The sequence below is a fragment of the Halorussus sp. MSC15.2 genome (assembly GCF_010747475.1).
In the GTDB taxonomy this organism is placed as follows: Archaea; Halobacteriota; Halobacteria; order Halobacteriales; family Haladaptataceae; genus Halorussus.
Genome location: NZ_VSLZ01000003.1, coordinates 487,043 through 513,250 on the forward strand (window position 1 = coordinate 487,043; position 26,208 = coordinate 513,250).

At 66.2% G+C, this 26,208-nt stretch carries 24 protein-coding genes and 2 pseudogenes; 16 read left to right on the forward strand and 10 right to left on the reverse strand.

Annotated features, from left to right (window positions below):
• The 3 genes from FXF75_RS13725 to FXF75_RS13735 all read left to right on the forward strand — a co-directional run bounded on the left by FXF75_RS13725 (position 1) and on the right by FXF75_RS13735 (position 1,521).
• The gene (locus FXF75_RS13725; protein ID WP_163522429.1) at positions 1-795 is read left to right on the forward strand and encodes an enoyl-CoA hydratase/isomerase family protein; all 795 of its coding nucleotides are present in this window, start codon (positions 1-3) and stop codon (positions 793-795) included.
• Position 796: 1 nt separating this feature from the next.
• Complete coding sequence (locus FXF75_RS13730) at positions 797-1,174, forward strand: thioesterase family protein (RefSeq protein WP_163521994.1); 378 nt, start codon at positions 797-799, stop codon at positions 1,172-1,174.
• A gap of 167 nt (positions 1,175-1,341) precedes the next feature.
• Positions 1,342-1,521 carry a hypothetical protein gene (locus FXF75_RS13735; RefSeq protein WP_163522430.1) on the forward strand — a complete coding sequence of 60 codons (180 nt, stop codon included), beginning with the start codon at positions 1,342-1,344 and terminating at the stop codon, positions 1,519-1,521.
• 67 nt (positions 1,522-1,588) lie between these two features.
• On the opposite strand, the pseudogene FXF75_RS13740 reads toward FXF75_RS13735, so the two are convergent.
• A pseudogene (locus FXF75_RS13740) lies at positions 1,589-2,651 on the reverse strand (zinc-dependent alcohol dehydrogenase family protein).
• A 125-nt stretch (positions 2,652-2,776) separates the two neighbouring features.
• Between FXF75_RS13740 and FXF75_RS13745 the strand changes: the two are divergent.
• The 7 genes from FXF75_RS13745 to FXF75_RS13775 all read left to right on the forward strand — a co-directional run bounded on the left by FXF75_RS13745 (position 2,777) and on the right by FXF75_RS13775 (position 10,011).
• Positions 2,777-3,916: an acyl-CoA dehydrogenase family protein gene (locus FXF75_RS13745; RefSeq protein WP_163522431.1), complete on the forward strand. Its 1,140-nt coding sequence runs from the start codon at positions 2,777-2,779 to the stop codon at positions 3,914-3,916.
• A 2-nt stretch (positions 3,917-3,918) separates the two neighbouring features.
• Positions 3,919-4,815 (forward strand): alpha/beta fold hydrolase, encoded by an 897-nt coding sequence (locus tag FXF75_RS13750; RefSeq protein ID WP_163522656.1) that lies wholly within the window; start codon positions 3,919-3,921, stop codon positions 4,813-4,815.
• A 25-nt stretch (positions 4,816-4,840) separates the two neighbouring features.
• The gene (locus FXF75_RS13755) at positions 4,841-5,368 is read left to right on the forward strand and encodes an Lrp/AsnC family transcriptional regulator (RefSeq protein WP_163522432.1); all 528 of its coding nucleotides are present in this window, start codon (positions 4,841-4,843) and stop codon (positions 5,366-5,368) included.
• A 277-nt stretch (positions 5,369-5,645) separates the two neighbouring features.
• Positions 5,646-7,064 carry an ABC transporter substrate-binding protein gene (locus tag FXF75_RS13760; protein ID WP_163522433.1) on the forward strand — a complete coding sequence of 473 codons (1,419 nt, stop codon included), beginning with the start codon at positions 5,646-5,648 and terminating at the stop codon, positions 7,062-7,064.
• Positions 7,065-7,091: 27 nt separating this feature from the next.
• Complete coding sequence (locus tag FXF75_RS13765) at positions 7,092-7,985, forward strand: carbohydrate ABC transporter permease (protein ID WP_163522434.1); 894 nt, start codon at positions 7,092-7,094, stop codon at positions 7,983-7,985.
• Between the two features lies 1 nt (position 7,986).
• A complete protein-coding gene (locus tag FXF75_RS13770; RefSeq protein WP_163522435.1) occupies positions 7,987-8,859 on the forward strand; it encodes a carbohydrate ABC transporter permease in 873 nt (290 codons plus the stop codon).
• Positions 8,860-8,865: 6 nt separating this feature from the next.
• On the forward strand, positions 8,866-10,011 hold the full coding sequence (locus FXF75_RS13775) for an ABC transporter ATP-binding protein (protein WP_163522436.1): 1,146 nt from the start codon (positions 8,866-8,868) through the stop codon (positions 10,009-10,011).
• Between the two features lie 134 nt (positions 10,012-10,145).
• On the opposite strand, the gene FXF75_RS13780 is transcribed toward FXF75_RS13775, so the two are convergent.
• The 5 genes from FXF75_RS13780 to FXF75_RS13800 form a co-directional block, all read right to left on the reverse strand.
• Positions 10,146-10,583 (reverse strand): MaoC/PaaZ C-terminal domain-containing protein, encoded by a 438-nt coding sequence (locus FXF75_RS13780; protein ID WP_163522437.1) that lies wholly within the window; start codon positions 10,581-10,583, stop codon positions 10,146-10,148.
• Positions 10,580-11,059 carry a PaaI family thioesterase gene (locus FXF75_RS13785; RefSeq protein WP_163522438.1) on the reverse strand — a complete coding sequence of 160 codons (480 nt, stop codon included), beginning with the start codon at positions 11,057-11,059 and terminating at the stop codon, positions 10,580-10,582. Before FXF75_RS13785 ends, FXF75_RS13780 begins: the two co-directional genes overlap by 4 nt.
• A gap of 4 nt (positions 11,060-11,063) precedes the next feature.
• Positions 11,064-13,025, reverse strand: a complete 1,962-nt coding sequence (locus tag FXF75_RS13790; RefSeq protein WP_163522439.1) for a 3-hydroxyacyl-CoA dehydrogenase/enoyl-CoA hydratase family protein — start codon at positions 13,023-13,025, stop codon at positions 11,064-11,066.
• A gap of 239 nt (positions 13,026-13,264) precedes the next feature.
• Positions 13,265-14,428: a branched-chain amino acid ABC transporter permease gene (locus tag FXF75_RS13795; RefSeq protein WP_163522440.1), complete on the reverse strand. Its 1,164-nt coding sequence runs from the start codon at positions 14,426-14,428 to the stop codon at positions 13,265-13,267.
• A gap of 39 nt (positions 14,429-14,467) precedes the next feature.
• Positions 14,468-15,817, reverse strand: a complete 1,350-nt coding sequence (locus tag FXF75_RS13800) for an ABC transporter substrate-binding protein (RefSeq protein WP_163522657.1) — start codon at positions 15,815-15,817, stop codon at positions 14,468-14,470.
• Between the two features lie 217 nt (positions 15,818-16,034).
• On the opposite strand from FXF75_RS13800, the gene FXF75_RS13805 reads away from it, so the two are divergent.
• The 4 genes from FXF75_RS13805 to FXF75_RS13820 all read left to right on the forward strand — a co-directional run bounded on the left by FXF75_RS13805 (position 16,035) and on the right by FXF75_RS13820 (position 18,999).
• The gene (locus FXF75_RS13805) at positions 16,035-16,946 is read left to right on the forward strand and encodes a branched-chain amino acid ABC transporter permease (RefSeq protein WP_163522441.1); all 912 of its coding nucleotides are present in this window, start codon (positions 16,035-16,037) and stop codon (positions 16,944-16,946) included.
• A gap of 1 nt (position 16,947) precedes the next feature.
• Entirely contained in the window at positions 16,948-17,826 is an 879-nt protein-coding gene (locus FXF75_RS13810; RefSeq protein ID WP_163522442.1) for an ABC transporter ATP-binding protein, read from the forward strand.
• A gap of 49 nt (positions 17,827-17,875) precedes the next feature.
• Positions 17,876-18,592: an ABC transporter ATP-binding protein gene (locus FXF75_RS13815; protein WP_163522443.1), complete on the forward strand. Its 717-nt coding sequence runs from the start codon at positions 17,876-17,878 to the stop codon at positions 18,590-18,592.
• Between the two features lie 134 nt (positions 18,593-18,726).
• Positions 18,727-18,999 (forward strand): HalOD1 output domain-containing protein, encoded by a 273-nt coding sequence (locus FXF75_RS13820; RefSeq protein WP_163522444.1) that lies wholly within the window; start codon positions 18,727-18,729, stop codon positions 18,997-18,999.
• Between the two features lie 24 nt (positions 19,000-19,023).
• Here the strand turns inward: FXF75_RS13820 and FXF75_RS13825 are convergent, their stop codons facing one another.
• On the reverse strand, positions 19,024-20,685 hold the full coding sequence (locus FXF75_RS13825; RefSeq protein WP_163522445.1) for an AMP-binding protein: 1,662 nt from the start codon (positions 20,683-20,685) through the stop codon (positions 19,024-19,026).
• Positions 20,686-20,920: 235 nt separating this feature from the next.
• Between FXF75_RS13825 and FXF75_RS13830 the strand changes: the two genes are divergently transcribed.
• Positions 20,921-21,382, forward strand: coding sequence for a thiamine-binding protein (locus FXF75_RS13830; protein WP_163522446.1), 462 nt, complete (start codon positions 20,921-20,923; stop codon positions 21,380-21,382).
• Positions 21,383-21,438: 56 nt separating this feature from the next.
• On the opposite strand, the pseudogene FXF75_RS13835 reads toward FXF75_RS13830, so the two are convergent.
• Positions 21,439-22,210 (reverse strand): annotated as a pseudogene (locus FXF75_RS13835) (SDR family NAD(P)-dependent oxidoreductase).
• A gap of 92 nt (positions 22,211-22,302) precedes the next feature.
• On the reverse strand, positions 22,303-23,454 hold the full coding sequence (locus FXF75_RS13840; RefSeq protein WP_163522447.1) for a phosphotransferase family protein: 1,152 nt from the start codon (positions 23,452-23,454) through the stop codon (positions 22,303-22,305).
• Between the two features lie 161 nt (positions 23,455-23,615).
• On the opposite strand from FXF75_RS13840, the gene FXF75_RS13845 reads away from it, so the two are divergent.
• Entirely contained in the window at positions 23,616-24,830 is a 1,215-nt protein-coding gene (locus FXF75_RS13845; RefSeq protein ID WP_163522448.1) for an acyl-CoA dehydrogenase family protein, read from the forward strand.
• A 42-nt stretch (positions 24,831-24,872) separates the two neighbouring features.
• Here FXF75_RS13845 and FXF75_RS13850 read toward each other — a convergent pair whose 3' ends face one another.
• Positions 24,873-26,042 carry a zinc-dependent alcohol dehydrogenase gene (locus FXF75_RS13850; RefSeq protein WP_163522449.1) on the reverse strand — a complete coding sequence of 390 codons (1,170 nt, stop codon included), beginning with the start codon at positions 26,040-26,042 and terminating at the stop codon, positions 24,873-24,875.
• Positions 26,043-26,208: the final 166 nt, after the last annotated feature.

Here is a 26,208-nt window from a genome sequence, read left to right on the forward strand (position 1 = left end):
ATGTCTGACTCACCGACGAAACTGACGCTGGAGGACGGCGTCGCCACGATAACGCTGAATCGGCCCGACAGGCGCAACGCTCTCTCCGAAGAGATTTCGGCGGGTATCCGCGACGCGCTCGCGGACATCGCCGACGCTGACGCCCGATGCGTCGTCGTCGAGGGCGCGGGCGGGGCGTTCTCGGCGGGCGGGGACATCGACGCGATGCGCGAGCGGTTCGAGTCCGACGAATCCATCGACGAGCAGGTCCGGCGACTCGAACGGACCACCAGCGAGACCGTCGCCCGACTCGCGACGTTCCCGCTGCCCACGATAGCCAAGATAGACGGCGCGGCGTTCGGGGCGGGCGCGAACCTCGCCATCGCCTGTGACGTGCAACTCGCCAGCGACGACGCGACGGTCGGGTTCGGGTTCCGGCAGGTCGGTCTCAGCATCGACGCCGGGACCTCCTACCTGCTCCCGCGACTCGTCGGCGAGAACGTCGCCAAGGAACTCGTGTTCACGGGCGAACTCCTCGACGCCGAGCGAGCGCTCGACCTCGGACTGGTGAACCACGTCTATCCGTCCGAGGAGTTCGAGGAGCGCGCCGACGCGTTCGTCGAGCGAGTCGCCACCGGGCCGACGGTGGCGCTGCGCCACGCCAAGCGCCTCCTCGGCGAGGGACTCGACAAGTCCATCGACCGGGCGATGAGCGACGAGGCCACCGCGCAGGGCATCGTCTTCGGCACCGACGACCACGAGGAGGGCGTCCGCGCCTTCCTCGAAGACCGCGAACCCGAGTTCGAGGGGCGCTGACGTGACCGACGAGTCGCGGAGCGACGACCCGCTCTCGGCGGTCGCCGAGGGGTTCGCGTACGAATCGACGTGGGAGGCCGGGCAGATGGAACCCCAGACGGTCGCCGACGGTATCGAGGTCGCGGCCACCCCGGAGCTAATCGGCTTCATGGAGCAGACCGTCTACGACGGGGTGGTTCCGCAACTTCCCGAGGGCCACCGCATCGTCGGCGTGCGCATCGAGTGCGACCACCGCGCTCCCACGCCCGCGGGCGAGGCGGTCTCGGTCTCGATAACGGTCGAGGAAGTAGACGCCGAGAGCGGCCAGATAACCTCCAGCGCGACGGTCGAGGACGAGGGCGGCGTGGCGGCCACCGGCCGGATGCGCCACGCGTCGTGAACCGGGCGGCGTTCGCCGAGCAGGTGAAGCGGCGGTTCGACGCGACGCGGAACGCCGACGCGGAGTGACCCGGCCTCTGATTCGTCTCGGAGTCGAGGGACGAGTTCACCGTCCACCGTCTTGTGGGCGGGAAAACGACTTACTGCGTTCGGCACCTCCGTTCGGACGTGACCGACGACTGCACCTACTGCGGGAGCGACGTGTACGAACACGACGCGCTGTTCGTGGCGGAACAGCGAGGCGACGAGCGCGAACCGGCCGGGCAGTTCTGTAACTACGCTTGCCTGTCCGCGCACATCGACGAGGAAAATCTCGTCGAGGGGACGTGCTGCAGAATCGATATCTGAGCGACGCGTCTCCCGGTGCGGGCGACGGAGTCGGTACGTCTGTCCTCACCATCGCCGCCTCCGGCGCTCAGAACTCGTCCACGACCGGGATGCCCATCGTCTCGTAGTCGGTCATCGCGGCGAGGCGGTCGGGCACGTCATCCAGCGTCACCGTCTCGGAGACGACGGCGCTCGGGTCGAGCGTCCCGGCCTCGACCATCCGGAATATCTCGCCGTAGCGCGGCGGTTGCATCCCGAACGACCCGATGAACTCGACTTCCTGCATCACCATCGCGTCGGTCGGGAGTTCGACGCTCCCCTGCTCCTCGCGCGAGGTGAGACCGATTTGAACGTGCTGGCCGCGCCGACGCAGACTGCCCACCGAGTTGCGACACGTCTCGGCGATGCCGAGCGCGTCCACCGAGACGTGCGCTCCGCCGTCGGTGAGTCCCTTCACGGCCCGCGCGACGTCGTCGGTCTCGGCGGCGTTGACGGTCGCGTCCGCGCCCAACTCCTCGGCCTTGGCCAGTTTCTCGTCGGTGAGGTCCACCGCGACGACGTTCGCGCCGATGGCGTCGGCGATGTGGACTCCGGAGAGTCCCACGCCGCCACAGCCGTGGACCGCCACCCAGTCGCCCGCGTCCACGTCGGCCCGGTGGACGAGTCCGTGGAACGCGGTCACGAACCGACAGCCGAGTCCGGCCATCGCCACGGGGGGAGACGCCCTCGGGTAGGGTGACCGCGTTCTGGTCGGCGGCCGGGACGTGGACCTCCTCGGCGAACGCCCCCTGCGCGGCCTTGGCGAATCCGAGGGGCAGCAGGTTCTCGCAGACGTTCGAATGACCGGCGCGACACTCGGGGCAGGTGCCGTCGCTGAGGTTGAACGGGACGGCGACGCTGTCGCCCTCGCTGAGGCGCGTCACGTCCTCGCCGACTTCCACGACCCGACCGGCGGGTTCGTGGCCCAGAATCTGTCCTCTCGGCGGTTTCGCCCCTATCCAGTCCCAGTCGCCCTGCCACGCGTGCCAGTCGCTCCGGCAGATGCCGCAGGCGTCGGTCTCTATCACGACGCCGTCCGGGTCCGGTTCGGGTCGGTCCACGTCCTCGATTTCGAGGGGTTCGCCGTACTCGCGTAACACTGCGGCGCGCATAGTCGGTATCTTGCGACTCGGTACCACATAAATCTATGGCAGCGATGTAACCACCGCTCGGCGTTTTGGTTAACAGTATTCTAACTCTACCAAAAATACTTTTTATTGGAAGGTGATGTACGGGTATGGCATTTCGACTGTCAGACGAACAGCGGGCGATACGAGAGGCGGTCCGGACGTTCGGCGAGGAGGAGATAGAACCGGTCGCGCGGGAACACGACGAGGAGAAGAAGTACCCCGGGGACCTCGTCCGGAAGGCGGCGGAACTCGACTTCGTGGCCCCGTCCATCCCGGTCGAGTACGGCGGCGCGGGGATGGACACGCTGTCGGCCATCGTCGTCACCGAGGAACTCTGGCGGGCCGACCCCGGCATCGGGAGCGCTATCGGAAGCCGCGGGTTCGGGTCGAACATGATTCGGAAGTACGGCGACGAGTGGATGAAAGAGGAGTGGCTCACCCGCATCGCGTCCGGCGAGTCGGCGTGCTGTAGCTGTATCTCCGAACCCGCGCACGGTTCGAACGTCGCGGGTATCGAGACTCGCGCCGAGAAAGACGGCGACGAGTACGTCATCAACGGCAACAAGATGTGGATAACCAACGGTACCGTCGCCGACGTGGCCGTGGTGATGACCAAGACCACGCCCGACGAGGGCCACCGCGGCATCACCGCGTTCCTCGTCCCGACCGACACGGAGGGGTTCCAGACCGAGAAGATAGATAACAAACTCGGCATCCGGGCCTCCGACCTCGCGGAGGTCATCCTCGACGACGTGCGGGTCCCCGAGGAGAACGTCATCGGCGAGGTGGACAAGGGGTTCTACCAACTGATGGACTTCTTCGCGTCGGGCCGCACCAGCGTGGCGGCGCAGGCGGTCGGGGCGGCGCAGGCCGCGCTCGACGCCGCGCTCGACTACGCCGAGGAGCGCGAACAGTTCGGCCAGAAAATCGGCGACTTCCAAGCTATCGAACACAAGCTCGCGGAGATGGCGACCAACGTCGAGGCGGCCCGGTCGCTCACCTACCGGGCGGCGTCCTACGTGGACGACGGCGACGACCAACTGGCGACGCAGTTCGCCAGCATGGCGAAACTGTTCGCCAGCGAACACGCGGTGGACGTGGCCGACGAGGCGATTCAGGTCCACGGCGGCGCTGGCTTCGTCACCGACCACCCCGTCGAACGCTACTACCGCGACGCCCGAATCACGAAGATATACGAGGGGACCAGCGAGATTCAGAAGAACATCATCTCGGACAACCTCCAGTGACCATGCCGGGACACGAGGAGTGGAGCGACCGGCAGGAGGCGACGACCGTCTCGGTGGACGGTCACGAACTGGAGGTGGCGTACTACGATAGCGAATCCGGCGGCGCCTCGGAGAGTCCGAGCGGCGAACGCCGCGAGGACGACCGACCGTCGGTCGTCTTCGTCCACGGCATCCCGACGTGGTCGTTCCTCTGGCGCGACGTGGTCCCCGCCGTCGCAGAGGACCGGCGGGTAATCGCGCCCGACCTGCTCGGTTACGGCAACTCCGCGATGCACGACGGGTTCGACCGGTCCATCCGCGCCCAAGAGGCGATGCTCGACGACCTGCTCGACCGACTCCGCGTCGAGACCGTCTCGCTGGTGGCCCACGACATCGGCGGCGGGGTCGCGCTCCGGTACGCGAGTCACAACCCGGACGCCGTGGAGCAGTTAGTGCTGTCGAACGCGGTCTGCTACGACTCGTGGCCGGTCGAGTTCGTCAACGAACTCGGACTCCCGTCAGTCGCCGAGGAGACGACCGACGAGGAACTCGACGCCAAACTCGACTTCGCGTTCGCCGACGGTCTCTACGACGACGAGGGCCACGAGGAGTTCGTGACGGGCATGAAAGCGCCGTGGCAGTCCGAGGAGGGGAAGCTATCGCTCTCGCGGAACGCGGTGGCGACCAACACCAACCACACCACGGAACTCGACTACGGGGCCATCACCGCCGAGACGCTGCTGCTGTGGGGCGGCGACGACGTGCTCCAACCGGTCTCGTACGCCGAGCGCCTCGCGGACGACATACAGGACGCGGAACTGTCGGTACTGGACCGGGCCTACCACTGGGTCGTCGAGGACCGCCCGGACGCGTACCGCGAGCGACTCCGGTCGTTCCTGAGCGAAGGGGAAGCGTCATAAACCGCTCGCGGGAAGCCAAGACCATATGACCGACGGAACGGAATCACCGAACTGGAGTTTCAAGGACAGGGACATCGCCATCCTGCGGGAGTTGACGCGGGACCCGCAACTGTCCTCGCGAGAACTCACCACGATTCTCGCCGAGGAGTACGACATCGAGGTGTCCCACGTCACGGTCAGCGAGTCCATCCGGGAGATGCGCAACGAGGGCGTCTTCCGGGAGGCCATCATCCCCAACGAGGAGTACTACATCTTCGGCCTGTTCGAGTTCAAGTTCAACCCCGAGAACTTCGAGTCGGGGTGGCGCGACGCGATGGAGTACATCCGCGACGACCCCCACACCCTGTTCTACTTCCTCTCGGACGGCGAGTACCAGTGGAAGACCGTGATGATGTTCCCCACGCGGGAGGACGAGTCTCAGTGGATTCACGAGTGCTACAAGGAGCACGGCGACGTCATCGCCAACATCCGTAACTCGGTCATCCACAACGTCCTCAAGTTCGGCACCGACCCCGAGATATTCGACAGCCTGAACGGCGAACGCGCGGAGTAGCGGGCGTCGTCGAACAGCGTTCCGTCTTCGCTACTTGCACGACGCGAATCGCGCTACACCCGAACGTCGTCGTGACTCGCTCGAAACGACGTCTTCCGGACGCCTCCGCTTTTCGCGTCCGACGAACCGATTCGGAGTACCGTGACCGCCGACGGCGGGCCGACAGCAGAGAAGGGAGAGACGAACGGTTGGTTCTGAGAGCCACACGTATTACGTCGTACTGATATATATCACTCATAGATAGATTCAATGTTCGGACATAGGACCTACCTCGCGTATGGAATCCACTCAGGACGGCGGGCGGTACGCAGGGAGTAATCGGCGCACGTTCATCTCGACTGCGGGGGCCACCGGTGCCGCGCTCTTGGCCGGATGTACCGGCGGGGGCGACGGTGACGGAACCGACACGAGTAGCGGTGGCACGACCGTCGGGAGCAGTGGCGACGGGTCGGCCGCGACGACCATCAAGTTCTGGCACGCGATGGGCGGCGACCTCGGGAAGTTCATCGACACGCTCGTCTCAGACTTCGAGAGCCAGTCCGACGGAATCTCGGTCGAGGCCACCAAGAAGGGCAACTACCGCGAGACGCTCAACGCAACGACCTCGGCGGTGCAGGCGGGCAATCCGCCGGCCATCGCTCAGATATTCGAAATCGGCACGCAACTCGCATTAGACAGCGACGTGTTCACGCCGGTCGAGGACATCATCCCCAGCGGTCGCATCAACTACGACAACTACCTCGACTCGGTACTGAACTACTACCGAATCGACGGGAAACTCCACTCGATGCCGCTGAACTCCAGCAACGCCATCTTCTACTACAACAAAGACGCCTTCGAGCAGGCCGGGTTGGACCCGGAGAACCCGCCCACCACGTACCGAGGCGTGTTGGACGCCGCCGAAACCCTGACCGGTGCCGGCGCGGTGGACAAGGGAGTCACGTGGCCGAACCACTCGTGGTTCGTCGAGCAGTGGTTCGCCGAGCAGGACCAACTGCTCGTGAACGAGGAGAACGGCCGGTCGGGGCGCGCCACGAAGTCGTTCTTCGAGAGCGACGCCGCGAAGCGGACCTTCGACTGGTGGACGAACCTCTACGAACAGGGGCAGTATCTCAACCCCGGAATCGAGGCGTGGAGCGAGGCCCAGCAGGCGTTCCTCACGCAGAAGACGGCCATGCTCGGCTACTCGACGTCGAGCATCGCGCCGATGAAGAAGGGCGCGAAGAAGAACGGCTTCGAACTCGGGACGATGAAGCTTCCCGTTCCCGAGGGTCAGCGGAACGGCGTCGTCATCGGCGGTGCCTCCCTCTGGGTCCCGTCCGGACTCTCACAGGCCAAGCAGGAGGCGGCGGCCGAGTTCCTCCTCTGGCTGAACGAACCGGAACAACAGACGCGATGGCACAAGAACACCGGGTACTTCCCGGTGCGAAAGGAGTCCATCAGTCAACTGGAGAGCGAGGGGTTCTACGAGGAGAACCCCAACTTCCGAACCGCTATCGACCAGCTCCGCCAGACGAACGATTCGTCCGCAACCCGCGGTGCCCTCGTGGGGTCGTTCACGAAGGTCCGGACGTTGGTCGAGGAGGGCTACGTGAACATGATTCAGTCCGACGACGTGACCGTCCAACAGGGTCTCCAGAACATCGACTCGAAGGTCGAGGACGCGCTGAAGGCCTACAACCAGAAGACGAACTGACCGCACGGTCACCCAATCTACTTCCGCATGACAGAGTTCACGAAGCCGTACGATTCGACGCTTCAGGCCGCACTGCTGTTGCTCCCGACGGTCGCGGTGCTGGTGCTGTTCCTGTACTACCCGGCGGTCCAGACGTTCCGGTTGAGCTTCTTCCAAACGCTGTTGCTGGGGACCAAACAGACGTTCGTGGGGCTAGAGAACTTCGTCGCGCTCGCGACCTCGCAGGAGTATCGAACGAGTTTCCTGATTTCGTTCCTGTTCGCGGGCGTGGTGGTCCTCGGCACGCTCTCGGTCTCGCTGTTCGTCGCGTACCTCCTGTTCGAGGTCGACGTCGGCAGTTCGAGCTATCTCGTCGCAGCCATCTGGCCGTACGCGCTCCCCACCGCCGTCGCGGCGACGGTGCTGATGTTCCTGATGCACCCCACGCTCGGCATCGTCAGCCACTACCTCGAAGCGCTCACGGGACTGAAACTCGACTGGTTCACGAGCGGGCCACTCGCGTTCCTCGTGGTCGCGCTCGTCGCCATCTGGAAACAGCTCGGGTACAACATCATCTTCCTCGTCGCCGCGCTGAACAACATCCCGGAGACGCTGACCGAGTCGGCCCAACTCGACGGGGTCGGTCGCCTCGAGATGCTGTACAGAGTGTACGTCCCGCTCGTCTCGCCGACGCTCGTGTTCCTCACCGTGATGAACACGATATACGCGTTCTTCCAGACGTTCCCGCTCGTGGACCTCATGACGAGCGGCGGTCCCGACAACGCGACCAACCTGCTCATCTTCAAGCTCTACCGAGACGCGTTCGCGTTCAACAGTCTCGGCAAGGCGTCCGCCGAGTCGGTCGTCCTGTTCGCAATCGTGGCGATTCTGATGTACGTACAGCTGACCATCTCCGAGAACTACGCTCACTACGGAGCCTGATATGGCAACGGAAAACGAACACACGAGAACTCGGTTCGACCGGTCGCTCGTCGCGAAGGTGCTGGAGGACGGCGTAACCGTCCACGTCGCGCTCGCCGGGTCTATCCTCCTGATGGGACTCCCGCTACTGCTGGCGCTCGTGATGAGTACGCAGAGTACGACCGAAGTGTATCAAGTGACGAACCTCGGCGTCGGGAGCGAGGGACTCTCGAACTACGAGCGGGTTCTGACGGAGTACAACCTGCTACGGTACATGTGGAACTCGCTGGTCATGGCGGTCCTCATCGTCGTCGGGAAGGTCACGCTGTCGCTACTGGCGGCACTGGCGCTCGTCTACTACCGACTCCCGTACGAACGCGCGGTGTTCGGGTTCATCCTGTTGACCCTGCTGGTACCGGTCCCGGTACGAATCGTCCCGCTCTTCCAACTCGTGGCCGACCTCGGGTGGGCGAACACCGTCCTCTCAATCACCGGGCCGTACGTAGCGAGCGCGACCGCCGTCTTCCTGTTCCGCCAGCACTTCATGTCGATTCCCGCGTCGCTGGTCGAGAACGCGCGACTCGACGGAGTCGGGCCGCTCACCTTCCTCGTGAAAGTGTTGATACCGATGTCCAAGGGGATGATAGCGGGCGTGTCGGTGATAACGTTCATCTACGCGTGGAATCAGTACCTGTGGCCCCTAATCGTCATCAGCGACCAGAGCAAGCAGGTCGTGCAGGTCGGAATCAAGTTCCTGCAGGGTGCCAGCCAGTCCGGACTGACCCAGTGGGGTCTCATCATGGCGGGCGCGGTAATCGCGTTGCTCCCGCCGCTGGTCGTGCTCGTCGCGTTGCATCGACCGTTACTCGAAACGTTCGCGCTCCAACAGAAGTGACCACCAATGTCGCACATCACCCTCGACAATCTGACCAAGCACTTCGGCGGCGTCGAAGCCGTTCGTGGAATCGACCTCGAAGTCCGCGAAGGCGAGTTTCTGGTCCTCGTCGGGCCATCTGGCTGTGGGAAATCGACCACCTTACGGATGCTCGCCGGTCTCGAAGGCATTACCGACGGGACGCTCTCGATAGACGGAGACATCGTCAACGACACCCCGCCGAAGGACCGGAGCATCGCGATGGTGTTCCAGAACTACGCGCTCTACCCACACATGACGGCGGCGGAAAACATGAAGTTCGGCCTGCAGTCCACCGGGTCGTACAGCGACGACGAGGTGCGACGTCGCCTCGATACCGCGGCCGAGACGCTCGGTATCACCGAACTGATGGACCGCAAGCCCAAGCACCTGTCTGGCGGGGAGCGCCAGCGCGTCGCCATCGGGCGAGCGCTCGTCAGGGAACCGGAAGTCTTCCTCCTCGACGAACCCCTCTCGAATCTGGACGCGAAACTGCGCGTTCAGATGCGGGCGGAGTTGCTCAAACTCCATCGGGAGTTGGACACCACCACCATCTACGTCACGCACGACCAGACGGAGGCGATGACGCTGGGCGATAGAGTGGCGGTGATGAACGACGGGCAAGTCGAACAGGTATCGACCCCACAGTCGCTGTACGACTTCCCGAACACGCGATTCGTCGCGGAGTTCGTCGGCGACCCCGCGATGAATCTGGTTCCGGCCACGGTGCAGGCTACCGGCGAGGACTACGTGGCCGTTCACAGCGGGTTCGAGGTTCGGTTACCGGAGCGCGACGGACTCGCCGCCGCCGCAGAGCGACAGGTACTGTTCGGGGTCCGGCCTGAGGACGTCGCTGTCGCACCGACGCTCGACCGCCAGACAGCGGTGGGGACCTTCACGGGTGAGGTCGTCGTGCACGAACCGCTCGGCGAGTCGTTACTGCTACACGTCGATGTCGGCGGTGACGAACTACAGGTGAAAGCCGAACCGCGACTGGACGTACACCCGGGAGACGAGGTGGAACTCGGCGTCGACCCCGAGCGGCTACACCTGTTCGACGCGACGAGCGGCGAAGCGGTCTACCACTCGACCGCCGGTAATCAGTCCGAACGACGACCGCCACTCGTGGAGTAACGTATCGCGGAAACTCCTCGCCTCTGTCTGGTAGTTATTCGCCGAGTGTGAGCGGGTTAACTCGGCTGGTGCGGGACGGTCTCCCCCGAGACGAACTGTCCTTCGAATCCCCCAACGGACATCCTCGGCGTGTCCTACTTCACCAGCGAGAGCAGTTCGCACGACAGCACCGTCTCGTCGCGCTGGTTCAGCACCTCGGTCTCGTACCGGACCACGCCGCTCGCGGTCGGGTGGTCGCGTTCGTCCTTCTCGACCAGTTCCATCTCGACGCGAATCGTGTCGCCGAACTCGACCGGGGCCGTGAACCGGAGTCGGTCCACGCCGTAGAACGCCACCACGTCGGCGCGCCGGTCGCGGGCGCGGCGCGCGAGACCGGTCATCATCGAGAACACGAGCGCCCCGTGGGCCACGCGTTCGCCGAACGCCGACTCCGCCGCGACGGTTTCGCTGGTGTGGAGCGGGTTGAAGTCGCCGCTCACGCCCGCGAAGTTGGTCACGTCGGCCTCGGTGACGGTCCGCGACGGGGTGGTGATTCGGCGGCCCACGTCGAGTTCGTCGAACGAGAGGCTCACGTCGTCTCACCCCGGAACAGCCGATAGCTCGCGCGTCCGACCGCGACTTCGGTCGCCTCCTCGTCGCCGGGTCGCTCGCTGGTGACGGTGACCTCGGTCACGCCCATCGACCCGCCCGCCCGCACTACCTCGGCCTCGGCCCGGAGGTCGCCGGTCGCGGGCCGGAGGTACGAGACGTTCAGGTCGGTGGTCGTGAGCGCGGCCTCGGCCGGGTCCTCGAACGTGGTCCGCAGGACGAACCCGCTGGCGGTGTCCACCAGCGTCGCGGCGATGCCGCCGTGGACGACCGCGGTACCGTCCGGGTCGGGGTTGACCAACTTCTCGTCGTACGGGACCGACATGACGAGTCGCCCGCGCTCGACCGCCTCGACCGTCACGCCCAGCCACGAGAGGTAGCCGTGGCGGTCCACGAACGCCTGCATCTCGGCCGTCGCGTCCGCGGACCGTTCCCCGCCAGCGGCGCGTTCGTCGCTCATGGGGTCACTCTCCGGTGAACTCGGGGTCGCGGTCGTCGCGGAACGCCGCGGTCCCCTCGCGCACGTCGTCGGTGCTCATCAGCAGGCCGAACCCCTGACTCTCCATCGCGAGCGCGGCGTCGAGGCTGGCGTCCGCGCCCTCGTTCATCACCTTCTTGGCGACCTTGAGGCCGACGGGCGGCCCCTCCAGCACGTCCGCCACGAACGCCGAGACGGTGTCCTCGAACTCCGATTCGGGGACGGCGCGGTTGACCAGTCCCCACTCCTCGGCGCGGTCGGCGTCGATGCGGTTGCCGCGGAACACGAGTTCCTTGGCCCGCGTCTCGCCGAGCAGTCGGAGCAGGCGCTGGGTCCCGCCGCCGCCGGGGATGAGTCCGAGACCGATTTCGGGCGACCCGAACTGAGAGGCCTCGGTGGCGATGCGGAGGTCGCAGGCCAGCGCGAGTTCGAGTCCCGCGCCGAGGCAGTAGCCGTCCACCTTCGCGATGACGGGGCGCTCGAAGTCGTTGACCGTCTCGAACGCGGGGGTCACGTCCATCGCATCGGTGGGGTCCATGTCGGCGAACCCGCCGATGTCGGCCCCGGCGCTGAACGCCCGGTCGCCCGCGCCCTCGAAGGTGACGCACCGGACGTCGTCGGTATCGACCGACGAGAGCAGGTCGTCTATCTCGCCCAGCAAGTCGCCCGAGAGCGCGTTCATGCGCTCGGGGCGGTCGAGTTCGACTGCGAGCAGGCCCTCGTCCGAGAGGTCGTAGTTCAGCAGGCGGTAGTCGCCCGGTCCGTCGCCTCCGCCGCCGTACTCGTGGAAGCCAGCGCCCGCTTCCTCGCCCGTCTTCCCCGACTCGACGAGTTCGACCAGATAGTCGTCCGGTTCGAACCGGTCCTCGCCGGTCTCCTCGCGGAGGGTCCGGAGTTTGTCGAGGACCGCGTCGAGACCGAGTTTGTCGCCGCGTCGGCAGATGCCCTCCGGGAAGCCCAGACCGAGTTTGACCCCGGTGTCTATCTCCTCGGGCGTCGCCACGTCGTCGCCCACGAGTCGCGCGGCCTCGTTGACCATCCGGGCCTCGACGCGCAGGGTGTCGAACTCCTCGCCGTCGCCGGGTTCGTAGTTCACGCCCTCCCCGTCCTCGTAGTCGTAGAACCCCTTCCCGGTCTTCCGGCCGAGTTCGTCGTTCTCGACTTTCTCCTCGGTAATCGGCGGGATGGGTCGGCCCGCCTCCTTCCGGACGTGGTAGCCCACGTCGATGCCGGTGAGGTCCGCGAGTTCGAAGGGACCCATCGGGTAGCCCCGCCGGTGGACCATCGCGGCGTCGGCCTCCCGAATCGTCGCCTCGCCGTTCGAGACCATCCACGCCGACTCGTCGGTGAACGGCCCGAGGACCGTGTTGACCACGAACCCGTTGACGTCTTTCCGGACGTAGATGGGCGTCTTGCCCAGCGATTCCACGAACTCGTAGGCCGTCTCGGCGGTGTCGTCGCTCGTCTCCTCGCCGTAGATGACCTCCACGAGGTCCATCTTCACCGGCGGGTTGAAGAAGTGCGTGCCCACCACCTGCTCGGGGCGGGCGGTCGCGGTCGCCATCTCGGTGATGCTCAGACTGGAGGTGTTCGACGCGAGTATCGCGTCGTCGGGCGCGAACTCGTCCAAATCGCCGAAGATGTCCTTCTTGAGGTCCATCCGCTCGGGCGCGGCCTCTATCACGAGGTCGGCGTCGGCGACCGCTTCTTCGAGGTCGGTCGTCGTGTCGATGCGGCCCAGAATCGCCTCGACCGACTCGTCGAGTCGGTCCTTCTCGGCCAACTTCTCCAGACTCCACTCGATGTCGTCGTAGCCGTCCTCCACGAGGTCCGTCTCGACGTCGCGCATCGTCACGTCGTACCCGGCGAGGGCGGCGACCTCGGTGATTCCGTGGCCCATGTTGCCCGCTCCGAGAACGGTCACCCGTCGGATGTCAGAAACTGTCATACGGTACGACGTTTCGTGGTATCCGACCTTAACTCCACCGGAGAGTGGTTACCTCTGTAAAGGAAATATCCCTCTCCAACAATATCGGAATCCGTTTGCAGCTATTTCGTAATCGTTGTTAGAACGCGTCGGGCGACGGCGCGGTCTGTCAACGAGTCGTGTGACTCGCCCGTCTGCGGCCAGACGGCCAGTCGAAGAACGGGGGCGATACCCCCGGCCCCACCGAGGCGACGGACCGCTCACTCGCCCTCGCGGCCGCCCCTGACCTCGCCCGTGACTCTGTCGCCGGAACCGAGACCGTCGCGGGCGCGACGCCAGAGGTCCTTGATACCGCCGGTGACGCCGTTCTCGAAGAACATCACGACCGCCAGCAGGATGACGCCGAACACCAGTTGCCAGCGCGCCGCCAGCGCGGGGTACTGGTCGATGGTGAACCGGAGGTACTCGTAGACGAACGCGCCCACCGTCGGGCCGAGGAACGAGTACGGGCCGCCGATGACCGTCACCAGCACGGGCGTGGCCGAGAACGTCCAGTGGCCGATGCCAGGGACGACGCTGCTCTGCAGGGGTGCCCACATCGTCCCGACGAGTCCGGTGAACGCCGCGCTGACGACGAACGTCGCCCACGAGTGGCGCGTCACGTCGATTCCGAGCGACCGGGCGCGCTCGGGGTTCTCCCGAATCGCCATGCAGACTCGCCCGAACGGCGACCGGACGATTCGCCAGAGCGCGTACATCGACGCCGCGAAGGCCGACAGGACGACGAAGTAGAACGCGAGGTAGTCGTCGATGTTCATGAACGTGAACGTCCACCCGAACAGGTCCACCTCGCCCATGGCCCGGAACGAGATGATGAGTCCGTCGTCGCCGTTCGTGGCGAGCAGTTCGGTGGCGGTCTCCCCGAGGTGCAGGATTTCGGCGAACTGGCCGGTGATGTCCTGCAGGAGGACGACGAACACCGCCATGCTGAACGACAGCGTAATCATCGCGAAGTATATCTCCTCCAGTTGGACGCTGAGGTAGCCGACGGGAATGGCCAGTAGCGTCGCCGTCACCACCCCAAGCAGGACGGCGAGCGCGAACGTCACCAGCACGCTGGCCCCGCCGAACAGTTGCTCGACGCCGACGAGCGGACCGACCACGTTGAACACCTTCGCCGTCGCGTACGCCGCCACCGCGAGGAACATCGCGTGGCCGAACGAGAGCAGTCCCGTGTAGCCGTAGAGGAGGTTGAACGCCGTTCCGAAGATGGCGACGAGGAGCATCGTGATGAGCAGCGAGGTCTCGACCGGTCCGAGGAACAGCGGTGCGCCGACGAGCGCCGCGGCGACGACGACGCCCGCGACGACGACCCCCAAGTCGCGGTCTCGGACGCGGTCACGTACCGTATCTGTGTAGCTCATGTGTAGGTAGCGTGTGCCTGTGAACCGGGAGTCCGGCGCTCAGACGCCCGGCGGCAGGTTGGTGTCGGCCTGACTCAGGAGGTCGGTGAGCGTCTTGCGGTCCGCGCTGATGGACTGGGACGGTTGGAGTCCCACCCCGTCGTACGGGACGTCGTCCTCGCTACTGGTGGTCCCGATGACGGTCGGTGCCTGCGCCTGATGGGAGTCTGCGTCTATCGTTATCGGCCCCCGCGGGTCGTTCTGGAACTGCATCCCCTCCAACTGCGAGGCGATGTCGTCGGGGTTGGTACTCCCGGCGTTCTCCATGGCCCGCTTGTACATCCAGAGCGCGGACCACGCGCTCGGTCCGGTGAACGACGGGATGCCGATGGTGTCGGTGTTCGCGTACTCCTCGTTCCAAGCGTTCAGGAAGCTCTTGTTGTTCTCGTTGTCGTACGTCGAGTGCCAGTACCACGAGGAGTAGCTGACGCCCTCGGGCATGCTGTTGCCCAGCGCCTTGAACACGGTCGGGTCCGCCCCGAGCGTGTCGAAGACGTCCGTGGCCTGCTCGAACAGTCCCTGCTGGGTGGCCTGCTGGACGAACGTGACCGCGTCGCCGCCCCAGAACGAGGTGAACACCAGTTCCGGGTTCGCGTTGGTCACCGTGTTTATCTGTGGCGTCATGTCGCCCGCACCCACCTCCGGGAACTGGCTGGCGACGTACTCGTAGTCGGCCCCCATCGCGTTCGAGAACGCCTTGAAGTACTCCCAGCACTGCTGGCCGTACGCGTAGTCGGGTCCGAGGTTGGCGACGCGCGTCACGTCGAGGTTCTCGTTCGCGTACTTCGCCATCGCGTACGTGTTGATGGCGGTGTTCGCGTTGGTCCGGAAGTGAACCGGCGTCCCCTGCGCGTTGTCGCCGTACGTGTCCTCGTCGTGCTCCGTGATGAACGGCGTCCCGATGTCGGTCAGCGTCAGCGGCACCCCGAGCTGTGCGACAGTCGGCGCGGTCGAGAGCGTCACCCCCGAAGAGGTCAGACCAATCATGGCGGCGACGCCCTGCCGCTGGACGAGGTCCCGGAAGTGCTGGTTCGCGGTGGAGGCGCTGTTCTCGTGGTCGCGGACTATCAGTTCGACGTCCCGACCCATGATGCCGCCCGCCTCGTTTATCTTCTTCACCGTGAGTTCGGCGGCAGCGACCGATGCCGACCCGAGCGACTGCCCGAGTCCCGACAGCAGGTAGACCGCTCCGATTTTGATTGGCCCGTTCTGTCCCGCGACGGTCCCCACCGGTCCGGTCAGTCCGGCCACGCCGGTCGCTCCGGCCGCGCCGAGGAACCTGCGGCGATTCCACCCCGTCGATTCGCCCTTCTCCTCCCGTCCGACACGGGGAGTGCCATCTGTTGTCATGAAACCCACGAATCGTTGATGGTAGATGTGAACATATACCTTCGCCTGAGTACGAGGGCCGCCCTGTCTCTATTCTATCACTCGCCGCCGCAACGTTTATCCGTCCGGTTACGCTCATCCAACCGCATCCCGTCCCAATAGTAAAACGGCGGTATTCGCCATCCAGAGCGCCCGAGGGCGGCGAAACGTTTAATCCCGTTCTCGTCGAGGTGTGTTCATGGTTAGCATCGACCTGATTGCGGATCAGGTTATCACGGGACTCAGCATCGGCGCGCAGTTGTTCCTCGTCGCCATCGGACTGAGCCTCATCTTCGGCGTCCTCGACGTGCTCAACTTCGCTCACGGGGCGCTCTACATGATTGGCGCGTACGTGGCCGTGACGCTGGTCAACGGTCTCGACGTTCTGGGTCTGAGCGTTCCACAAATGGGGTTCTGGCCGGGGGTGGTGGCCGCGCTGGTCGTCGTCGGAGTACTCGGCGCGGTCATCGAGGTGGGATTCATCCGCAGGCTCTACGGCCGACAGGAGGAGGTACTCGACCAACTGCTGCTGACCTTCGCGTTCGTGTTGATACTCACCGACCTCACCCGCGTCGCCTTCGGGACGGGCCAGTTCGTCATCGCGCCGCCGCCCGAACTTCAGGGCACCGTCCGGTTCACGAGTTCGCTCGCGGCCCCGACCTACCGGGTGTTCCTGATACTCACGTCGATAGCCGTGCTCGGCGCGCTGTTCGCGGTCCTCCGGTTCACCAACGTCGGTCGCCTCGTGCGGGCGACGTCGAGCGACCGCGACATGGCCCGCCTGCTCGGTATCGACGTCTCGCGGCTCTACACCGGCGTCTTCTTCGTCGGGGCGGTCCTCGCCGGACTGGGCGGCGCGCTCGCGGCGCCCGTCGGGGCGGTGAGTCCGGCGATGGGCAATCAGGTCATCATCAACGCGTTCGTCGTCGTGGTCATCGGCGGTCTCGGGTCGTTCACGGGCGCGTTCGTCGGCGCGTACGTCATCGGACTGCTCATCGCCGTCGGGAGCATCGTCATCTCCGGGGCGGGCCAGTTACTCCCGTTCCTCGCGATGATAGCGGTCCTCGTACTCAAACCGCAGGGGCTGTTCGGGACCGAGGAGGGGGTCTGACGTGACGACAGTCCTCGAAACCGAACACCTGACGCGGGAGTTCGGCGCGCTCGTCGCCGTGGACGACGTCAGCGTGGCGATAGACGACGCCGACATCACCAGCATCATCGGCCCGAACGGCGCGGGCAAGACCACGTTCTACAACCTGCTCGCCGGGCAACTGGACCCGACCGAGGGCCGCATCGCCATCCGTCCGCGCCGGGCGGACCCGGTGCCCGACGGCGGGACGACGGCGGACGCCGACGGCGGGACGACGGCGGACGCCGACGGCGGGACGGACGCGAACGCTGGAACTGCGACCGACCCCGATGACGCCGGACTGGTGGACGTCACGGGGATGGAACCGTTCGAGATAAACCGTCTCGGACTCGCCCGGGCGTTCCAGATAAACAACGTCTTCGAGCGCCTGACGGTGCTGGAGAACGTCCGCGTCGCCCGAATCAGCCGCGAGGGTCGGACCCTCGACGTCACGTCCGTCGCCGCCAGCGACGACGAACTCAACGAGCAGGCCCGCCGCGTCCTCGAACTGACCAACCTCGAAGGCGTCGCCGACACCCGATGTGCCAACCTCTCGCACGGAGACGTCCGGAAGGTCGAAATCGCGCTCGCGCTGGGGACCGACCCGTCGGTGGTCCTGCTGGACGAACCCACCGCCGGGATGAACGCGACCGAGACCCGGCGGATGGTCGAACTCATCGGCGAACTCGACGAGACCACGGACACGACGTTCCTCGTCACGGAACACGACATGGAGGTCGTCCTCGGCATCTCCGACCGCATCCTCGTGTTCGACAACGGGCGACTCATCGCCGACGGCACTCCCGACGAGGTGATGGCCGACGAGCGCGTCCGCGAGGCCTACCTCGGGGGTGAGGGGTGATGACGACGCCGAGCGGCCGAGCGGGGCCGGGGTCGGGAGGTGAGGAGTGATGGCGATACTGGAGATGGAGGACGTTGACGTCTACTACGGGAACAGTCACGTCCTGTTCGACCTCTCGCTCGACGTCGAGGAGAACGAGGTCGTCGTCCTGCTCGGGCGGAACGGCGCGGGCAAGACGACCACGCTCCGGAGCATCGTCGGGTCCGTGCCGCGGCGCGAGGGACGCATCACCTACCGCGGCACCGACATCGCCGACGCCGCGGTCGATAGAATCAGCGGGATGGGCGTCAAACTCGTCCCCGAGGACCGAAGGATATTCCCGACGCTGACCGTCCACGAGAACCTGCAGGTGGCGGCCGAGACCGCCGGAGACCCCCGTCCGGTCGAGGAGATGTACGACATCTTCCCGACGCTCGACGACCTCCGCGACAGTCTGGGCCGGGACCTCTCGGGGGGCGAACAGCAGATGCTCTCGGTGGGCCGAGCGCTCGTCCAGAACCCCGACCTCCTCCTGTTGGACGAACCCACCGAGGGTCTCGCGCCGGTCATCGTCGAGGACCTGCGGCGCGTGTTCCGCGAAATCGTCCGAGAGGACGTGACCGTCCTGCTGACCGAGCAGAACGTCCAGTTCGCGCTGGACCTCGCCGAGCGCGCCTACATAATCGAGAAGGGGTCGAACGTCTGGGAGGGGAGCGTGCCCGACCTCCGCGAGCGCGACGACCTGCTCGAAGAGTACCTCTCGGTCTCGGTAGCCGAGTCCGACTGACCCCGTCGAAATCGTTCGACACCGAGAAGGCCCGAGGGGTTCGGCGAGCGAGACGGGCGGTTCAATCCCCGATTACGGACGCCCCGTCACCAGTAACCCACACTTATGAGTGGAGCTATTGTATGGCTGGCAGAATGTCCGACGAACCCGAGAGCGAGATTATCCACCGACAAATCGATACGGACCAACCGGAACCGGCGACCGAGGTCGCGGAGATAGTCGCGGATATCGAAGGCAAAGATTCGACGGAGATTTCGAACCTGTGGGAGTGTACGGACGAAGTCCTCCAGCATCTGTTCTCCAATCCGCCGAATGCGGAGGCCCAGATGCAGGTCGAGTTCAGTTACGAGAGCTACCGCATCACGGTGGAACAGGACGGAACGACGGAGTTCATAAAGACCGAATAACCCACCGCGAGGCCGACCGCCGAACTACTCCTCGGTCTCGCGGTCTCGGAGCTTTCGGCGCTGAATCTTGCCGGTCGTCGTCTGCGGGAGTTCGTCGAGGAACTCGATTTCGCGGGGGTACTCGTGCTTGGCGAGGTCCTCGCGGACGAGGTCCCGAATCTCCTCGCGGAGCGCGTCGTCGGGGGTCGCGCCGCCGACCGGTTGCACGAACGCCTTGATGATTTCGCCGCGTCGCTCGTCGGGGACGCCGACGACGCCGACCTGTTCGACGTCCGGGTGTTCGAGGACGGCGCTCTCGACTTCGCCGGGACCCACGCGGTAGCCCGCGGTGATGATGACGTCGTCGTCGCGCGCCTTGAACCAGACGTAGCCGTCCTCGTCGCGGGACCCGAGGTCCCCGGTCAGGTGCCACTCCGTGCCGTCGGGCGCGGTGACTGTCGCGTCCGCGGTCTTCTCCGGTTGGTTCCAGTACTCCTCGAAGACGACCGGGTCGCCGTCGCGTCGAACCGCTATCATCCCGACCTCGCCCCGCGGGCGGCGCTCGCCGGTCTCCGGGTCCACGATTGCGACCTCGTGGCCGGGAACTGGCTTGCCCATGCTCCCCGGCCGGGCCGGGAACCAGTCCCGGCAGTTCGACACCAGCAGGTTGGCCTCGGTCTGGCCGTAGAGTTCGTTGACGGCGACGCCGGACAGTTCCTCGTCGGCCCAGTCGAGAATCTCGGGCGTCAGCGGTTCGCCGCCCGAGCAGACCGCCTTCAGGTCGAGGTCGTACTCGTCGGCGGGGTCCTCGACCTCCATCAGCATCCGGATGGCGGTCGGCGGGAGGAAGGCGTCGGTGACGCCGAACTCCGCCAGCAGTTCGTAGGCCGTCTCGGCGTCGAACCCGCCCATCGGGTAGCCGACGACCGGGCGGCCGTGGTGCCACGCCGGGAAGACGAGGTCGCCGAGCGCGCCAATCCACGCCCAGTCGGCGGGGGTCCAGAACACCGACTCCGCGACGTCGCGCTCGAAGTACATGTAGAACGCCGGGCAGTGACCCAGCCACACGTCGTGGGTGTGGAGGACGCCCTTCGGCGGTCCCGTACTCCCGCTGGTGTACATGACGATGGCGGGCGTGTCCGCGTCGGTCTCGGCGACTTCGAACTCGGTCGGCCGGTCCTCGTGCAGCGCCTCGAACCGCTCGACGTCGGTCGGCGGGTCCGCGGCATCGACCGCCACGACGTGGTCGAGGTCCGGGCAGTCGTCGCGCACCGCCAGAACCGTATCGAGGACCGACTCGTCGGCGACGACCGCCCTCGCCCCCGAGTCCGCGAGGCGATAGCGGAGCGCGTCGGTCCCGAACAGGACCGACAGCGGGAGCGAGACCGCACCTAACTTCCAGCACGCGAGGTGGGTGATGGGGTTGGCGGGCTTCTGCGGGACGACGACCGCCACGCGGTCGCCGCGTTCGACGCCGCGGTCGGCCAACCCGCGGGCGACGGCGTCCGTGCGCTCGTCGAGGTCCCGGAACGTGTAGGTCTCCCGCGACCCGTCCGGGTACGCCTGATGCAGCGCGGGCCGGTCGAGGTCCTCGTGCTTGCCCAGCGCGTCGTGAGCGATGTTGTAGTCGTCCGGTATCTGCTCCCACGAGAACTCCTCGCGGGCCTGCTCGTAGGTCGGAGCGTCGAGCGTGATGCGCCAAGACATGTTGGTTCTCCGAGTATCGGAGTCGGGTACGACGGGGGCGGTCTAAAAGGTGGGGATTGGTAACAGGCAACTTGGGACGTCGAACGGTACTCTCACCGGAACGGGAGGGGAGAAGCGACTCGACGTGTCCAATAAATCAGTGGCGGTCACCGGTCCCGAGAAAAGACTATGTAAACGATTGCCGTATCTACCCCGCGCACCACGAACCCGAGAGCCGGTGGTGTGAGGAGGGACGATGACCGCAATAGCACGTCTAGAAATCATCCCGGTACGGGAGGGGAGTATGGCACCGTCCATCGCCAGAGCCGTCGAGATGCTCGACCAGTTCGACGTCTCCTACGAGACGACGGCGACGGACACCATCATCGAGGCCGAGTCCATCGACCAAGTGTTCGACGCGGTCCGGGCCGCGCACAAAGCGATTCCGGACGAGCGCGTCGTCACGTCTATCGAAATCGACGACGTGAGGGGACGCCGACAGCGCGTCGGCGACCGGGTGGCGTCGGTCGAGCGCGCCCTCGGCCGTCCGCCGCGACGAATTCGGGAGTCACCCCAACAGCAAGCGCCGAGCCAACAGTCGGCAACCGCAGGGGGAACACAGGGGTCCCAACAGAGTCAGCAGCGCTACAGTAGCAGGTCCGGCCGACGGACATCCGAACGGCGACCGACACCGACGACGTCGAGTTCGACGTACTGACGGTCCGGACCGCGTTCGGTCACTCGGCGACTATTCTTTCCGCGCCGGTCGGCGCGTCAGCGCGCGGTCCACCCGCCGTCCACCGCCAGACACTCGCCGGTGACGTACGAGGCGGCGTCGCTGGCGAGGAAGACGGCGGGACCGGCGATTTCCTCCGGGTCGGCGAACCGCGCCATCGGCGTCCGGTCCACGATGGACTGCCGGAGTCGCTCGTTCTCCTGCAGTTCCTCGGTGAGGTCGGTGCGGACGTACCCCGGCGCGAGCGCGTTGACCCGCACGTCGGGTGCCCAGTCGAGCGCCATGCTCTTCGTGAGACCGACGAGACCGTGCTTCGAGGCCACGTAGGGGTGCTGGCGCGGCAGGCCGACGAGTCCGCCGACGCTGGCGACGTTGACCACGGTCCCGCCGCGCTCCGCGAGGGAGTCGGCCGCCGCCCGCGCGCAGTCGAACGCCCCGCCCAGATTCACGTCGGTCGTGAAATCGAAGGCCTCGGCGTCCACGTCCTCGGGCGGCCCGAGCGCGGCGTCGGGGTTGATACCGGCGTTGTTCACCACCGCGTCCACCCCGCCCAGTTCGTCTTCGACTCGCTCGAACAGGTCGCTGACGGCCCGCTCGTCGGTCACGTCGGTCGGGGCGACGAGCGACGACGCGCCGCGGTCGCGCACGTCCGCGACGGCGTCCTCCACCGCCGCCTCGGTGCGGGCGGTCGGCACCACGTCGGCCCCGGCGTCGGCGAACCCCCCCGGCGATGGCCCGGCCAATGCCGCGGGTGCCGCCGGTCACGACGGCGACGGTTCCCGAGAGGTCGAAAGCGTCGAGCGTTGGCATGCCTCCAGCGTCGGCGCGCGACGGCAAAACGGTTTGGTCGTTGTGGGGGTGTCCGGCGGAACGTCGGCGAAGGTCGGTTGGAGGAGGAGTCCTCAGAGCGGTTCGTCGCCGTCGATTATTCGCTTGGCGCGCCGGGCGAGGTCCGGGACGCGGTGCTCCATGGCCGGGTACATCGGGTCGTCGCTGTTGCCTTCGAGGTACCGCCGGTAGAACATCTCGCCGAGCGCCGCGAGTTTGTACACCGCGAGCGACCGGTAGAATCGGTCGTGTTCGTACTCGATGCCGGTCTCCCGCTCGTAGCGCTCGACCAGTTCGCGGCGGGTCGAGTAGCCCTCCGACTCCATGAACGTGGCCGTCAGTTCCGGCGTGGCCGGGTCCGGGTCGTCGGGGTCGCGCCAGTACGACAGCATCCACCCGAGGTCGGCCAGCGGGTCGCCGAGGGTCGCCATCTCCCAGTCGAAGACGGCGGCGAGTTCCGGCGGCGTGCCCGGCGCGAACAGCACGTTGTCGAGTTTGTAGTCGCCGTGGACCAGCGCGTGTTCGTGGTCGGTCGGGCAGTTCTCCGCCAGCCAATCGCCGACCGACCGGAGTTCGGGCACCGTCCGCTCGTCGGCGGTCCGCTCAAAGGCCCAGTGGAGTTGCTTGGTCCAGCGCTCGACCTGTCGTTCGGTGTAGCCCGGCGGGTGGCCGAACTCGCCGAGTCCCACCTCCTCGTAGTCGAGCGCGTGAATCGCCGCGAGGGTGTCCACGAGTTCCTCGCCGACGCGTCGGCGGGCCTCGGGCGTCCCGAAGCGGTCGGGTTCCGCGTCCCGGAGAACGTCGCCCTCCACGCGCTCCATCACGTAGAAGTCGCTGCCGACCACCGAGTGGTCCTCGCAGGCCAGCACGGTCCCCGGCACCGGGACGTCGGTGTCCTGTAGGGCGTCCAGCACCCGGTACTCCCGCAACACGTCGTGGGCGGTCTCGGCCGTCTCGCCGGGCGGCGGTCGCCGGACGACGAGTTCCCTGTCGCCCCACGTCACGAACAGCGTCTCGTTGGAGTGGCCCTCCTCGTGGTGCCGGACGGTGTACGTCTCGGTCTCGCCCAACTGCTGGGCGAGATAGTCCCGGAGCGCGCTCCGGTCGACGAGTCGTTCGAAGTAGTCGCGTTCGCGGTCGCTCTCGGAGCGGTCTCCCCCGTCATCGCTCGCGGAGCGGTCTCGGTCGGTGTCGGTCGTGGAGTGGTCGCGTTCGTCACCTGTCATGAGTTCGTCCTGCGGTGGTCGGTCGGCGGTTCCGCGGCCCGCGCCGTGTTCTCGCGCGGCCCGGACGTTTCGTGTCGATTGTACGTACAACTCCGGTAAAGAACTTACGAGGGTAATAGAATCGGGGAAATATTTTTACATCGTTGTGGAGAGGTTGGAGTATGGAGTACGACGACCCCGAGCGAGGCCGAGCGGTGGCCGAGCGCGTGCGTGAGTTCGTCCGAGAGGAGGTGATTCCCGTCGAGCGCGAGTACCTCGGCGAGGGGCCGGTCCCCCGCGACGCCGTCCGCCAACTCCGCGAGACGGCGCGCGAGTACGACGTGTACGGCCCCCAGATACCCGAGGAGTACGGCGGTCTGGGGATGGGGTTCCGCGAGATGCTGCCCGTCTTCGAGGCGGCCGGGCGGAGCCTCCTCGGCGCGACGGCCATCCGCGCGAACGCGCCCGACGAGGGCAACATGCACACCCTCGAACTGGTCGGCACCGACGAACAGAAAGACGAGTGGCTCCGACCGCTGGCCGAGGGCGAGGCCCGGTCGGGATTCTCGATGACCGAACCCATGCAGGGCGCTGGGTCGGACCCGAAGATGATTCGCACGAGCGCCGAGAAGGACGGCGACGAGTGGGTCATCGACGGCCACAAGTGGTGGACAACGCAGGGGAGCGAGGCCGACGTGCTGCTGGTGATGGCCCGGACCGACGAGGACGCCCACCCGTATCAGGGCTGTTCCATCTTCCTCGTCCCCGCCGACACGCCGGGCGTCGAAATCGTGCGCGACATCCCGCACCTCGGCGGCGGTCTCACCGGCGCGAGCCACGCCGAAATTCGGTACGAGGACGTCCGCGTGCCGGAGGAGAACCTGCTCGGCGAGGAGAACGCCGGGTTCGCCATCGCCCAGCAGCGCCTCGGCCCGGCGCGCCTGACCCACTGCATGCGGTTCTCCGGGATGGCCGAGCGCGCCCTCGACGTGGCGAAGGCCTACGCCGAGGAGCGCCGCGCCTTCGACGGGACGCTCTCGGACAAGCAGGCGCTCCGGTTCGAAATCGCCGAGGCCGAGACCCGCCTCCACGCCGCCCGGTCGATGGTCCGCCACGCCGCCCGACAGATAGACGCGGGCAACGAGGCCCGCATCGAGGTGGCGATGAGCAAGACGTTCGCCGCGAACGTCACGCAGGACGCCATCGACACCGCGGTCCAGATATGCGGCGGCAACGGCATTGGCAAGGACCTGCCGCTTGCGGACTTCTACGAGAACGTGCGCCAGTTCCGCATCATCGACGGCGCGGACGAGGTCCACAAGCGGGTCATCGCGCGCGACGCCTTCGAGGACACCGACCCGAGCGAGGTCGAACACCTGCTCCGGTTCGGCGAGTGAGGTCGGCGAGACTGCGGGTTCGCTTCCGGTCGCCGCGGTCCCTCAGGGCGTCAGCACCGTCTTGATGCATCCGTCTCTCTTGTCCCGAAACGTCTCGTACATCTCCGGTCCCTTCTCCAGCGGTTCTCGGTGGGTGACGACGAATGAGGGGTCGATGTCGCCGTCCTCTATCTTCTCCAAGAGCGGGTCGAGATAGCGCTGGACGTGGGTCTGGCCGGTCTTCACGGTCAGGGCCTTGTTCATCAGCGGACCGACGGGAACGTTGTCCGCGTGTCCGAGGTAGACGCCGGGAACCGAGAGCGTCCCTCCCTTCCGACAGCACCTGATAGCCTGCCGGAGGACGTGCGGTCGGTCGGCCTCCAGATGCGCCTGCTGTTTCACCTCGTCCGCGACCCCCATGAGACCGGTGCCGTGGGCCTCCGTCCCGACCGCGTCGATGCACCTGTCCGGACCACGGCCCCCGGTCATCGCCATCAGGCGGTCGTAGACGTCCTCGTCCTCGAAGTCGATGGTCTCGGCGTCCCCGTGTTCTCGCGCCATCTGCAGTCGCTCGGTCACTCTGTCGATGGCAATCACGCGGCCGGCACCGAGCATCCACGCGCTCTGGACGGCGAACTGTCCGACCGGACCGCAACCCCAGACCGCGACCGTGTCGTCCGCCTCGATGTCGGCGTTCTCGGCGGCCATGTACCCCGTCGGGAAGACGTCCGAGAGCAGGAGGACCTGTTCGTCGGACAGGTCCGAGTCCACCTTGACCGGGCCGACGTCGGCGAACGGCACCCGCAGGTACTCCGCCTGTCCGCCGGCGTAGCCGCCCATCATGTGCGAGTAGCCGAACAGACCGGCGGGCGACTGGCCCATCATCTCGCGGGCTATCTCCTCGTTCGGGTTCGAGTTGTCACACAGCGAGTAGAGTTCCTCCTCGCAGAACCAACAGGAGCCACAGCTAATCGTGAAGGGCACGACAACGCGGTCGCCCTCCTCCAGGTTCTCGACGGCGCTCCCGACTTCGACGACCTCGCCCATCGGTTCGTGGCCCAACACGTCGCCCTCCCGCATCGTCGGCACGTACCCGTCGTAGAGGTGGAGGTCCGACCCGCAGATTGCGGTGGCGGTTATCTCGATTATCGCGTCCCGGGGATTGACGATTTCGGGGTCGGGAACGTTCTCGACGCGGACGTCCTCCTTCCCGTGCCACGTGAGCGCCCTCATCGGTCCCCCTCCCGCCGCTCGCGCCCGCCGGTTCCCGCGACGGGATTCGTCGTGCGGAGGGACTCGGTCTCGCCGTCTGCTCGTCGCGGTGCGGACCTCGTCGTTCGTAATAGCAGGGCGTCTGTCATGGTGAATCGCGTTCACAATCGACACAAACGGTCCATTA